Annotated in this window: 12 protein-coding genes; 5 read left to right on the forward strand and 7 right to left on the reverse strand. The window is 61.2% G+C overall.

Features of this window, described 5'->3' with window-relative positions; translation table 11 throughout:
* Positions 1-242: 242 nt before the first annotated feature.
* Genes PH603_RS09425 through PH603_RS09435 form a run of 3 tightly spaced genes read left to right on the forward strand, consistent with a single transcriptional unit; the run spans position 243 to position 1579 of the window.
* Positions 243-641, forward strand: coding sequence for an NADH:ubiquinone oxidoreductase subunit NDUFA12 (locus tag PH603_RS09425; RefSeq protein ID WP_289502153.1), 399 nt, complete (start codon positions 243-245; stop codon positions 639-641).
* 25 nt (positions 642-666) lie between these two features.
* The gene (gene mlaD, locus PH603_RS09430) at positions 667-1143 is read left to right on the forward strand and encodes an outer membrane lipid asymmetry maintenance protein MlaD (RefSeq protein WP_289502155.1); all 477 of its coding nucleotides are present in this window, start codon (positions 667-669) and stop codon (positions 1141-1143) included.
* A complete protein-coding gene (locus tag PH603_RS09435; RefSeq protein ID WP_289502157.1) occupies positions 1124-1579 on the forward strand; it encodes a DUF2155 domain-containing protein in 456 nt (151 codons plus the stop codon). Before mlaD ends, PH603_RS09435 begins: the two co-directional genes overlap by 20 nt.
* Here PH603_RS09435 and aat read toward each other — a convergent pair.
* The 4 genes from aat to aroQ form a co-directional block, all read right to left on the reverse strand.
* Positions 1516-2190 (reverse strand): leucyl/phenylalanyl-tRNA--protein transferase, encoded by a 675-nt coding sequence (gene aat / locus PH603_RS09440; RefSeq protein ID WP_434783308.1) that lies wholly within the window; start codon positions 2188-2190, stop codon positions 1516-1518. The two genes, PH603_RS09435 and aat, sit on opposite strands and share 64 nt — an antisense overlap.
* Before the next feature lie 42 nt (positions 2191-2232).
* A complete protein-coding gene (gene accC, locus PH603_RS09445) occupies positions 2233-3588 on the reverse strand; it encodes an acetyl-CoA carboxylase biotin carboxylase subunit (RefSeq protein WP_289502161.1) in 1356 nt (451 codons plus the stop codon).
* 11 nt (positions 3589-3599) lie between these two features.
* Positions 3600-4076, reverse strand: a complete 477-nt coding sequence (gene accB, locus PH603_RS09450; protein WP_289502163.1) for an acetyl-CoA carboxylase biotin carboxyl carrier protein — start codon at positions 4074-4076, stop codon at positions 3600-3602.
* 66 nt (positions 4077-4142) lie between these two features.
* Complete coding sequence (gene aroQ, locus PH603_RS09455; protein WP_289502165.1) at positions 4143-4604, reverse strand: type II 3-dehydroquinate dehydratase; 462 nt, start codon at positions 4602-4604, stop codon at positions 4143-4145.
* A gap of 96 nt (positions 4605-4700) precedes the next feature.
* Between aroQ and thiS the strand changes: the two genes are divergently transcribed.
* Positions 4701-5723 carry a sulfur carrier protein ThiS gene (thiS, locus tag PH603_RS09460; protein WP_353507398.1) on the forward strand — a complete coding sequence of 341 codons (1023 nt, stop codon included), beginning with the start codon at positions 4701-4703 and terminating at the stop codon, positions 5721-5723.
* 6 nt (positions 5724-5729) lie between these two features.
* Here thiS and PH603_RS09465 read toward each other — a convergent pair whose 3' ends face one another.
* From PH603_RS09465 to PH603_RS09475, 3 genes are all read right to left on the reverse strand, one after another.
* Entirely contained in the window at positions 5730-6497 is a 768-nt protein-coding gene (locus PH603_RS09465; protein WP_289502169.1) for a DsbA family protein, read from the reverse strand.
* A 29-nt stretch (positions 6498-6526) separates the two neighbouring features.
* Positions 6527-7885 (reverse strand): M48 family metalloprotease, encoded by a 1359-nt coding sequence (locus PH603_RS09470; protein WP_289502171.1) that lies wholly within the window; start codon positions 7883-7885, stop codon positions 6527-6529.
* Between the two features lie 155 nt (positions 7886-8040).
* Complete coding sequence (locus PH603_RS09475; RefSeq protein ID WP_289502172.1) at positions 8041-10848, reverse strand: Rne/Rng family ribonuclease; 2808 nt, start codon at positions 10846-10848, stop codon at positions 8041-8043.
* A gap of 487 nt (positions 10849-11335) precedes the next feature.
* Here PH603_RS09475 and PH603_RS09480 point away from each other — a divergent pair, with 487 nt between their 5' ends.
* Positions 11336-12562 (forward strand): N-acetylmuramoyl-L-alanine amidase, encoded by a 1227-nt coding sequence (locus PH603_RS09480; RefSeq protein WP_289502174.1) that lies wholly within the window; start codon positions 11336-11338, stop codon positions 12560-12562.
* Positions 12563-12643 lie beyond the last annotated feature (81 nt).

Raw genomic sequence — 12643 nt, forward strand, 5'->3', positions numbered from 1 at the left:
GGATCATATTGGGGTGCGACAAGCGCAAAATTCCAGATATTGTGGTTGACACCGGGGGGCTGAACGAAGGTTGGGGTTCGACTCGCGGTGGCACTTGGTATCGCCGCAATTTGGCCCCGATTGTCGGGCATCCAGTCTTTTGTGCATCGTTTGCTTTTCAGGCTGGTGCGACTATGCTAAACGGGCGCACATGATGCGGAACCGTCCGTAGAGAGCCTTTATTCCCAAGGACCTGAAACCCTATGGCAAACCTGATCGAGAAACTTTTCTCCTCTCCGATTTTCACCTGGTGGAACAGCGCGACCTTCGGTACGCGGCTTTACACTGCCCGCAAGGGCGTCAAGGTCGGTGAAGACAAGGAAGGCAACGTCTATTACCGCGAGAAGGACGGTAAGCGTCGCTGGGTCATCTACAAGAATGGCCCGATTGAAGCTTCCCGCGTGCCGGCGGAATGGCATGGCTGGCTGCATTATACGGTGGACACCCCGCCGAGCGAGCAGCCGCTGCCGACCAAATCCTGGGAAAAAGACCATGTGCCGAACCTGACCGGCACCGCCGGCGCCTATGTGCCGCCGGGCAGCCAGCGCGCCGGTGGCCAGCGGGCGGCCTCGTCCTCCGATTATGAAGCCTGGAAGCCCTGACGGCATCCGGGGAGTTTGACCTGATATGACATCCAACTGGATTGAAACGATTGTCGGCGCCGCTGTTCTGGTGGTGGCCGGCTGGTTCCTCATCTTCGCCTACGACCGCACGGAAGGCGGTATGGGGGGCGGCTATGAGCTTTCGGCCCGTTTCAACCGGGTCAGCGGCCTCACGATTGGCAGCGATGTGCGCCTTTCGGGCATCAAGGTTGGTGCCGTGAAGTCGCAGAAGATCGACCCCGAAACCTATCAGGCGATTGTCACCTTCTCGGTGACGAAAGAGGTGGAGCTGCCGGAAGACTCGGGCGCTGCCATCACGTCGGAAGGTTTGCTCGGCGGCAATTACCTTGCCCTGATCCCCGGCGGCAGCGATGAAATGCTGGCCGACGGCGACGAGATTTCCGAAACGCAGGACGCCGTGGACCTGATGGGCCTCATTGGCAAATTCATGTATAGCGGCGATGACAAGAAAGCGTCGGGCAGTGAGAACAAGCCGTCCTGACCGCGCGCTGGCGCTGATCCTTGGCCTGATGCTGGCCGCCCCCGTGGCGGCGCAGGAAACGAGCCTGCCTATCGAGCGGCCGAGCGCGGTCGAGATCGAGGCTGCCGAGCCGACAATCGCCGTTCTCCGTGCCCTCGACAAGATCACCGCCCGTATCACCGAGCTTGAAATCCCGGTTGGCGGCAAACAGGGCTTCGGCACGCTGACCATCGACGTGCAATATTGCCGCTCGCGCCCGCCCATCGAGGCGCCCGAGAGCTTCGCTTACCTGACGATCCATGACCGGCCTGCCGGGCAAACCGAAGAAGTGAAGGTGTTTGAAGGCTGGATGCTGGCCTCGTCGCCGGCGCTCAATGGCCTTGAGCATCCTGTCTATGATGTCTGGGTTATCGCCTGCAAGGCAGCAGCCCCCGAAAGCGACGCTGGCAGCCGCTGAAAATCGGCGTCTTCAATCGCCAGCGAGTCGCGCAGGCGTGCCTTATATTCCCCGCGCGGAATTTCTATAGCCCCGAACTGTCTCAGATGCTCGGTCACGAACTGGGTGTCGAGAAGCCCGAAGCGTCCGGCTTTGAGGCGTGCAGCCAGATGCACCAGCGCCACCTTGCTGGCATCTGTTGCCCGGTGGAACATGCTTTCCCCGAAAAAGGCCCCGCGCAGGCGAACGCCATATAGCCCGCCGACCAGTTCGCCGTCCTGCCAGCATTCCACGCTGTGCGCGAAGCCCATCTCGTGCAGCTCGGTGTAAAGATCCTCGATCCGTTCGCTGATCCAGGTGCTTTCGCGTGCGCGGGCAGGGGCGGCGCAGGACCGCACAACCTGCCGGAAGGCGCTGTCCACCTTCACGGTGAAAACATCGCGGCGCACCGTGGCGGCAAGCTTGCGGGAAATATGGAAATTCTTGAGCGGCAGGATGCCGCGCGCGTCCGGATCAATCCAGAAAAGGCTGTCGTCGTCGCGGGCCTCCGCCATCGGGAAGACCCCGGCGGCATAGGCCTGCAACAGAAGCTCAGGGGAGACAGTGCGATCGCTCATGTCTCCCCCTTGCATGCATGCGTGACGCGCCGCTCAAACGCCGCGCGGGCTTTATGCCTACTTTTCCTTGGCGTTGTGAGTTGCCAGGAATTTCTCGAGCCAGTGGATGTCATATTTTCCGGCGCGGAAGTCATCATTTTCAATCAGGGTCTGGTGCAAGGGGATCGTTGTCGTGACACCCGAAACCACGAACTCCTCCAGCGAGCGACGCAGGCGGAGCAGGCAGCCTTCGCGGGTGTAACCCGAAACGATCAGCTTGGCGACCATGCTGTCATAATAGGGCGGGATCGCATAGCCCGCATAGATCGCGCTGTCGCACCGCACATTGAGGCCGCCCGGTACATGATATTGGGTGACCATGCCGGGGCTCGGCACGAAGGTGAAGGGATGCTCGGCATTGATGCGGCATTCGATGGCATGACCGTGGAAGCGCACCATATCCTGCGTGTAGGAAAGCGGCGCGCCCGAAGCCACGCGGATCTGCTCGCGCACGATATCGATGCCGGTGATCATTTCTGTCACCGGATGCTCCACCTGCACGCGGGTGTTCATCTCGATGAAGTAAAACTCACCGTCCTCATAAAGGAACTCGATGGTACCGGCACCCGAATAGCCGAAGTCCGCCATGGCCTTGGCGACGATGCCGCCCATGCGCTGGCGGGTTTCCTCGTTGATCACGGGCGATGGTGCCTCTTCCAGGACCTTCTGGTGGCGGCGCTGCAGCGAGCAGTCGCGTTCCCCGAGGTGGATACAGTTGCCGTGATTGTCGCCGATGATCTGGAATTCGATATGGCGCGGTTTTCCGAGGAATTTCTCGATGTAAACAGCGTCATCCCCGAAAGCGGCCTTGGCTTCGGTACGGCAGGCATTGAGCGCGGTCGGCAGCTCTTCTTTCGAGCGCACGACTTTCATGCCACGGCCACCACCGCCGGCAGCGGCCTTGATGATGACCGGGTAGCCGATCTTTTCGCAAACGGCGCGGGCTTCCTCGTCGGTCGTCACGCCACCGTCCGAACCGGGCACCACGGGGATGCCGAGCTTCTTGACGGTTTCCTTGGCGATGATCTTGTCGCCCATCATGCGGATATGTTCGGGGCTCGGGCCGATGAAGGCGATGCCATGGTCGCGCAGGATTTCTGCGAACCGGGCATTTTCCGAAAGGAAACCATAGCCGGGGTGAACCGCATCGGCGCCGGTGATTTCAGCGGCAGCGATCAGGCGCGGGATATTCAGGTAGCTTTCACGCGACGGGGCAGGGCCGATACAGACCGATTCGTCTGCAAGGCGCACATGCATGGCATCGGAATCGGCTGTGGAGTGCACAGCCACCGTCTTGATGCCCATCTCGTGACAGGCCCGGTGAATCCTGAGGGCGATTTCGCCCCGGTTGGCGATCAGGACTTTCTTGAACATTGGCTGGCGCCTTATTCGATAATCATCAGGGGCTGGCCGAATTCAACCGGCTGCGCATCGCCGATCAGGATTTCCTTCACGGTGCCGGATTTGGGCGCGGCAATCTGGTTCATCACTTTCATGGCTTCGATGATGAGGATGGTTTCGCCTTCCTTCACCTGCTGGCCAACCTTCACGAACGGCGCAGCTTCGGGAGACGGCGACAGGTAAACGGTGCCAACCATCGGCGAGGGCACAGCACCCGGATGATCTTCGGCAGCGGCGGCGGCAGCCACTGGGGCAGCGGCAACGGGTGCTGCGGCAGGCGCCGCAACGGGGGCAGCGGCCATGGGGGCCGGCATCGAATAGGTCATCGCAGCCTGCGGCACTTCGCGGGCTACACGGATGCGGAAATCATCCTCTTCGACCTCGATTTCGCTCAGCGTCGACTTGTCGAGCAGTTCGGCGAGTTCGCGGATAAGTTCTTTATAATCATTGAGTTTTGACATCAGGGTATCCCCCAGTTCTGACTTGTTCTGTTATCTGATTAGAGTGACCGGCCTTGGCCTGGCCGGTCAGGTCTTGGCCCGGTCGAGAAGGGCACTGGCTGCGTCGATGGCGAGCCGGTAGCCGTCCGCGCCAAACCCGCAGATGACCCCGGCAGCAACCGGCGACACATGCGAATGATGGCGGAACTCTTCTCGCGCGAAGATATTGGAAAGATGCACTTCGATCACCGGCAGGGCGACGGCACTGAGCGCGTCGCGCACGGCGATCGAGGTGTGCGTATAGGCGGCGGCATTCAGGATGATGACATCCGCGTCCCCCTTGGCGGACTGAATCCAGTCCACAAGCGTACCTTCGCTGTTGGTTTGTCGGAAATCGGCAGCAAGGCCATGCCTGCCCGCAGCCTCATGGCACAGGGCCTCAATATCGGCGAGCGTCGTGGTGCCATAGGTGGCCACTTCGCGGGTGCCGAGAAGATTGAGGTTAGGACCATTAAGGATCAGGATTTTTGCGTCCCGGGTTTGGGGCATGCCACCGTCCGATCTGTCGACTGAGCGCTTGATGGCCCCTGTATAATGCCATATGTAGGCAATGCAAAGCCGGAACCGCATGGTCCATGTTTGATGATGCGGACAGCCCCACCTTCCCGCACTGACGAAACGGACAGAGACGTGATTCATCTGACAGTTAACGGCGACCCCAAATCCATCGAAACGCCGGTCACCCTTGATGCCTTCCTCACCTCGCTCGGCCTTGATCCGACCAAGATCGCGGTAGAGCGCAACCTCGCCATCGTGCCGAAATCAACCTACGGCGAAACGACGCTGGCGGACGGCGACAGGCTCGAAATCGTCCATTTCATCGGGGGCGGCAACACGAAGGGCGACAGCTGGTCGGTCGGCGGCAAGACATACTCGTCCCGCCTGATTGTAGGCACCGGCAAATACAAGGATTTCCAACAGACCGCCGAGGCCATCACGGCTTCGGGCGCTGAAATCGTCACGGTGGCCGTGCGCCGCGTGAATGTGACAAACCCCAACGAGCCGCGCCTTGTGGATTTCGTGGACCCGAAAAAGATCACCTATCTGCCGAACACGGCGGGTTGCTTCACAGCGGACGACGCGCTCCGCACCCTGCGGCTGGCGCGCGAGGCCGGGGGCTGGGATCTGGTGAAGCTTGAAGTGCTGGGCGACCAGAAGACGCTTTACCCGAATATCGTGGAGACGCTTTCAGCCGCTGAAACCCTGATCAACGAGGGTTTCAAGGTGATGGTCTATACGAACGATGACCCTATTATCGCCAAGCGGCTGGAAGATATGGGCTGCGTGGCGATCATGCCGCTTGGCGCGCCCATCGGTTCGGGCCTTGGTATCCAGAACCCGGTGCAGATTCGCCTGATCATCGAACAGGCGAAAGTGCCGGTGCTGGTGGACGCGGGCGTTGGCACGGCCTCAGACGCTGCCATCGCCATGGAACTTGGCTGTGACGGTGTTCTCATGAATACCGCGATTGCCGAGGCAAAAGACCCGGTCCTGATGGCGCATGCCATGAAGCTCGCGGTCGAATCCGGCCGGGCCGCCTATCTCGCCGGGCGGATGCCCAAGAAGAAATATGCGGACCCGAGCTCGCCGCTCTACGGCCTGATCTGATCCTGCTTACTGGCCGGCCTTCGCCTTGTCCGCACGGGCACGGGCGATGGCCTGCCGGACGCGGTCGGGGCCCTCAGCGCCGAGCAGGATATCATTGCCGATGATATAGCCCGGCGTGCCTTCGAAGCCGATATCGCGGCCGATGGCGAGGGCGTTTTCAATCGCCTTGTCGATGAGCGAACTTTTCATATCAGCCTGCAGGCGCGTGGTATCGAGGCCGACACGTTCGGCAATCGCCAGCATTTCCTTTTCGCTGGCCGGCGTCTTTGGTGCCGTCATCAGCGCGTCATGGAAGGGCGCAAACTTGCCTTGCAGGTTGGACGCGAGTGCAGCGCGCGAAAGGATGCGCGACATCGGCGTTTCGCCGTCGCGGTCGAGGATCGGGAATTGCAGTGCCGTGAGCCGCACATTGCCGTCTTTCGCGAGGATATCCTTCATCACCGGATAGTGGCGACGGCAATAGCCACAGCGATAGTCGTAAAACTCGACAATCGTCACGTCGCCCTTGGGGTTGCCAAGCACTGGGATCGAGGGATCGTTTTCAAGATAGCCACGATAGAGCCCCACGGTCGGCAGCATCTGCTCGGTCTGGCGGCGGCGCTGCCATTCGCTGATCGAGCGGACGATCAGTTCGGGATGCTCCATCAGGTAGCTTTCGATAACGGCCTCGATTTTCTCGCGTTCTGCGTCGCTCACCTTCACGTCAGAAGACTGGGCGAGGGCGGGCAGGCTGGTCGAAAGCACGAGGGCAAGGCTGGCGATCTGGCGGCGCATGGATATTCCTTGGAAAAGAGAAAGAGGTGTCAGCGGCGGCGCATCCGCTCGCGCATCTGTTCGGCATAGGGCTCGGATATCATCAAAATATCCTGCGCGCGAATCCAATCTGGCGATCCTTTTTCAAGGCCTTCCATGGCATTGCGGGCATGATTGACGGCAAGATGCAGTGCGCCTACCGAATAGAAGCGTTCGGCAGTGGCAAGGGCTGCATGGGGTTCATCCTCAAGCCAGCTGTAGGCGCGGGCGAGATTGAACCAGGCGAAGGTGTTGGTCGGGTCGATCTTGGCGGCGCGTTGCAGGACGGGCAGGGCGATTGCCATTCGTGCCGCATCCTCGTGACTGACAAGGGCCTGGCCGTAGGCTGTCAGGATAAGGGCTTCGCCCGGGGCAAGGTCAGCGGCGCGCTTCAGCACGGTGATGGCTTCGTCTACCCGGCCGTTCTCAAACAGGATCTGGCCTTTGATTTCGTGGAAATAGGGGTTTTCCGGCTCCATCTGGATCAGCGCATCGGATTCAGCGAGCGCCTTGTCCCATTCCAGCGCCTTGTGCCACGCGTAAACGCGGGCGTACCGCGCGGCGGCACTCTTATCGCTTTCCGGATATTTGGCCAGCACCTGACGCGGCTTGGCGAGATAGCCGACGAGCTTTGCCTGAAGCCGTTTGAAGGTTTCTTCCTCGGCTGCATCGGGCTTTGTGTCGCGGAACGGGCTTTCATTCACCCGCTGTTCCAGTTGCAGCATGCGGGTGGAGTTCAGCGGGTGGCTCCGCACATAGGGATCCTGCCGGACCTGCGCGAGGATTTCCTGATTCTGGAGCTTGCGGAAGAAGCGCACCATGCCGGAAGCGGAGGTGCCGGTTGCCTCAAGGAAGGTGGCGCCTGCCTGATCGGCCGCACTTTCCTGTACGCGAGTATAGGCCAGGAACTGGCGCTGCGCCATCGACTGGCCGGCCATCAGGATGCCCATGCCGGCATCCCCGCCGCCCGCCGCAATGGCAGCGGCACCCAGCACCAGCGAAATGACCGACATCATCGTGGCGCCCTGGACGCCTTCCCCCATGCGGGCGAGGTGGGCGCCTGAAATGTGGCCGGTTTCGTGGGCGATCACGCCTTTCAGTTCGTTCACATCGTTGGCGGCTTCGATAAGGCCAGAATGGATGAAGATATTTTGCCCGCCGGTGACGAAGGCGTTGATGCTGTTGTCGCCGAGGAGATAAATCTCGACCGAGCGCGGGTCGAGCCCGGCGGCCTTGAACATGGGATCCGAAATTTCGTGGAGGAAACGTTCCGTCTCCGCATCCCGAAGGATGGACTGGGCCTCGGCAGGAGCGGCAAGGGCGATGGCGAGGGCACTGACGGCAGCAAGTTTCTTCAGACTGGACGGCATGGTCACCGATTCATTCTCCGGCTTGTCTCGGGCCTCAGGCTAGGGCGACAGCACTGAACCGTCAATGAACAGTGCGGTGAAAAGCTGTGATCGCACGCCAGAACGAAAACGGGCCCCCGCAGGAGCCCGTTTCTAGGATCGGATCGTGGCTTTTCTTAGCCGAAGGTGCGTTGCCACCAGCCTTTGCGCTTCGGCTGGTCGCCATCGGCGCCAGCTTCCACCGTGGTGACCTGCAGCGCCGGATGTGCGGCAGGTGCGGCGGTCGCGGGCTCTGCGGCCGGTTCTGCAGCGGACTTTTCCGCCTTCACGGCTGCTGCCGGTGCTTCGGCTGCTGCTGTTTTCGCAGGCGCCTTGCGCTTGCGGGGGGCAGCTTTCTTCTTCGGCTCGGCCGGTGCTTCCTCAGCCGGGGCTTCAGTGGCTTCGGGGGCTGCCTCGGGGGCGGCTTCCTCAGCCTTCGGCTTGGCTTTGGTGGTGCGGCGGGCGCGCGGCTTTTTGGCCGGTGCTTCTTCCGCTTCCACCTTTGCTTCCTCAGCGGGTGCTTCCACGGCGGTTTCCGCTGCGGCTGCTTCGGCCTCGGCGGCGAGCTGTGCCTTGGTCTTGCGACGGGCACGCGGCTTTTTGGCCGGTGCTTCTTCCGCTTCAGCTTTCACTTCCTCAGCCGGTGCTTCTGCGGTTTCCACAGCAGCTTCGCCTTCGGCACCCTCAGCACGTTTCACGCGGCGACGACGGCGCGGCTTGGGTGCCGGGATATTGCCATCGGCAGCGGCTTCTTCGCCTGCATCGGCGTCGGCTGCTTCAGCGTCAGCGGCTTCCGAGCGAGCCTCGGTCGCAACGCCTGCGTCTTCGGCTGCCACGTCATCGCGCTGGCCTTCTTCGCCGCGACCGCGACGACGACGACCACCACGACGACCGCGACGACGACGCGAGCGGCTTTCACCGTCAGCGCGGGCTTCGCCTTCGCCATTATCTTCGTCGGCGCCTTCGCCGGCTTCATCAGCGGCAGCTTCTTCGCCGTCTTCATCACGGCGAGCAGTGCGCTGTTCGTCACCACGTTCGGCTTCGCCACCACGGCCCCGACGACGACGACGACGGCGCTTGCGGCGCGGGTCGGCATCACCGCGTTCTTCGCGGGCATTGGTGCGGACTTCTTCTTCCTCGATGTCCTCGATATCGTCTTCTTCGTCTTCAGCGTCGAATTCGGCGATATTTTCCTGCGTGATAACCGTTGCGGGCTCAACCGCGCGGATCGTCGGCGTGCCGGCTTCACGGGTCAGTTCGATATCCGAATTGCCGAAGCCGGTTTTGGCGATCACTTCGATCTGGTAGCCATACTGGGCTTCCAGTTCGACAAGGGCGTCGCGCTTCTTGTTCAGGATATAGATGGCAACGTCCGGGCTCGTGGCGATTCGGACAACCGTGCTGCGGGCGCGGATGCCTTCTTCCTCAAGCTGGCGGAGCGCATTGAGTGCAGCGAATTCAACCGACAGCACAAGCCCCGTCCCTTTACAGGTGGAGCAGGTGACCATGCTGGTTTCCTGCAGGTTCGGACGCAGGCGCTGGCGCGACATTTCCATAAGGCCGAAGCTCGAGATGCGGCCCACCTGAATGCGGGCGCGGTCGGCCTTCAGGGCTTCCTTCATGCGACGTTCGACATTGCGGTTGTTACCGCGTTCTTCCATGTCGATGAAGTCGATGACGATGAGGCCCGCAAGGTCGCGCAGGCGCAGCTGGCGTGCGATCTCGTCTGCGGCTTCAAGGTTCGTGTGAAGCGCGGTTTCCTCGATATTGTGTTCTTTCGTCGCCCGGCCCGAGTTCACGTCGATCGAGATCAGCGCTTCGGTCGGGTTGATGACGATATAGCCGCCGGACTTCAGCGTCACGACCGGCTGGTACATGGTCTCCAGCTGGCTTTCCACCTGATAGCGATGGAACAGCGGGATGCGGTCCTTGTAGTGCTGAACCTTCCTTGCGTGGCTCGGCATCAGGAGCTTCATGAAGTCCTTGGCGGCGCGATAGCCTTTTTCGCCCTCGACAAGGATCTCGTCGATCTCGCGGGTGTAAAGGTCGCGGATGGTGCGCTTGATCAGGTCGCCTTCCTCATAGATGAGGGCAGGGGCCACCGATTTCAGGGTCAGTTCGCGGATGCCGCTCCAGAGGCGCAGCATATATTCATAGTCGCGCTTGATCTCGGCCTTGGTGCGCTGCATCCCGGCGGTGCGGATGATGAGGCCCATGCCGGCAGGCACGTCCAGCTCGCCGATCACGCTTTTCAGGCGTTTGCGGTCAGCCGTCGACGAAATCTTGCGGCTGATGCCGCCGCCGTGGGTCGAGTTCGACATCAGCACGCAGTAACGGCCGGCGAGCGACAGATAGGTAGTCAGCGCAGCGCCCTTGTTGCCGCGCTCTTCCTTCACGACCTGCACAAGGATGATCTGGCGACGCTTGATCACTTCCTGAATGTTGTAGCGACGCTTCAGGGTGCGGATCGAACGGCGCCGTTCAGCTGCTTCCTCAAGGTGGGCGTCAGCCTCTTCCTCGGCGTTTTCCTGCAGAACGGTGGCTTCGATCGGCTCTTCGCCGTCGGCATCTTCATGCTCGGCGTCAGCGTCTGCTTCGGCTTCTACCGGGGCAGCAGCTTCTTTCACCGGTGCAGGCAGGATTTCCTCGACCTTGGCGGTCTCGAATTCCTCGGCTTTCAGCTTGTCGCGGTCTTCAACCGGGATCTGGTAATAATCCGGGTGGATTTCGCTGAAGGCCAGAAAGCCATGACGGTTGCCGCCGTATTCAACGAATGCGGCTTGCAGCGACGGCTCGACGCGGGTGACGCGGGCCAGATAGATATTGCCTTTAAGTTGACGGCGGGAAGCGGATTCGTAGTCGAATTCCTCGACGCGGCTACCCTCGATTACGGCAACCCGGGTCTCTTCCGGGTGGCGGGCATCGATCAACATACGTGTGGACATAGAAAATTCTCCAGGCATCTGGCCGCGCGGAATCGCCCGCGGGCATGCGGGGCGCGCTGGCCATGCCATTGATGTGAAGGGATCCCGAAGGAACGAGGTGGGCAGAAATCGGCGTATTCCGGTCGATAAGGCGAGCATCGTCCCGCAGCGTAACCAAGCGGCTGGAGTGTGATGCGTCCTGGTGGCTAAGCCGTTCGACCATTGCCGGTTCTTGTCCTTATTATGACCCGGTCTCGCCCGTTTTCTGCCGATGGCCATAACGGCGGCCTCTCGGATAGTCACGGCCTGCCCTCGCGTTGCGATCGCGTCGGGGCCGGGTCATGGTTCGCCGCCCGAAAGCGCCAAACCGATAATCTCGCGCCGCTAACGTAGTAACTTCATCCGTCTTTTACAACGGAAAATGTTGAGACTGTTGCCACTTCTAAATAGTATGCTGATCAAACGGGATGTGCCGGGGACTAAACCTTCCGGCCCGTCATGAGTGAACATGAGCAGGGTTTTGCGCGTGAACTGCAGGATCATCAAGGCTTGTCTGGCGTTCGCCCTTTGGTGCTGCACGTCCTTTGCCGTGGCGGCGGAAGTCGCCATCAGCAGCATCCGATTTGGCGAAAATGGCGCTACATCGCGGGTTGTCCTTGATGTGGACAGCGCGATCGAGCCCCGCATCTTTCTTCTGGCCGGCCCCAACCGCGTCGTGATCGACGTGCCGATGGGCGCATGGCGGGGCAACGGCGCCAACCGTGGTCTCGGCCTGATCGGCCAGTTCCGGCATGGCCTTTTCGATGCCGATACCTACCGGATCGTGCTTGATCTCGAACGCCCCGCCCTTGTCTCATCAAGCTTCGCGCTGCCTCCGCGCGAGGGTTATAACCACCGCTATGTCATCGACCTGAAATCCACGAATGCGGCGGATTTTGCCGCTGCTGTGGCGGCTGACAGGGCGGTTGCCTCTGCCGCACGCCCCGATGTGGCGTCGGTGGCGCCGAGTGTGCCTGCAACGCGCCCGTCTGCCATTCCCGGCGCCAAGAAGGTTATCGTGCTGGATGCCGGGCACGGCGGGCCGGATCCCGGTACTCTGGGTGTGCTTGGTGTCAACGAGAAGCATATCGTGCTCGCCATGGCCAAGGCCATCAAGACCGAGCTTGAGCGCACCGGCCGCTATACGGTGAAGCTGACCCGCGACAGGGATTTCTTCATCCCGGTGCGGGAGCGGTTCGTGCTGGGTCGCAAGCTTGGTGCTGACCTCTTCATCAGTATCCATGCGGATTCGATCCAGAACCCGACCGTCACTGGTGGCAGTGTGTATAGCCTTTCCGAAACCGCGTCGGACAAGGAAGCCGAACGGCTGGCTGCCCGCGAGAACAAGTCTGACCTTGTAGCGGGGCTTGACCTCAATGAAGCGGACGACGAAGTGGCGGGCATCCTGATTGACCTCGCGCAGCGCGAGACGCTCAATTATTCCGCCCAGTTCGCCGAAATTCTGGTGAACGAGATGAAGCGCGACAACCCGATGCTGTCACGCGCACACCGCTACGCCAACCTCGGCATGCTGAAAGCGCCGGATGTACCGAGCGTGCTGATCGAATGCGGCTATCTTTCCAACAAGGATGACGCGCGCCGGCTGGGCAGTGCTGAGGGGCAACGCAAGATTGCCCGCTCGGTCAGCCGTGCCGTTGACCGCTATTTCGAGCATATGATCGCGCTTGGGCGCTGATTTCCTTGTGCACCCCAGTGCGTTTGCGCCTTACCAGCGCCACAAAATTCTGGCATAGGGTGCGCCCGAACGTGAACAGGA

Origin of the sequence: Gimibacter soli, from assembly GCF_028463845.1 — a bacterium.
GTDB classification, from domain to species: domain Bacteria; phylum Pseudomonadota; class Alphaproteobacteria; order Sphingomonadales; family Kordiimonadaceae; genus Gimibacter; species Gimibacter soli.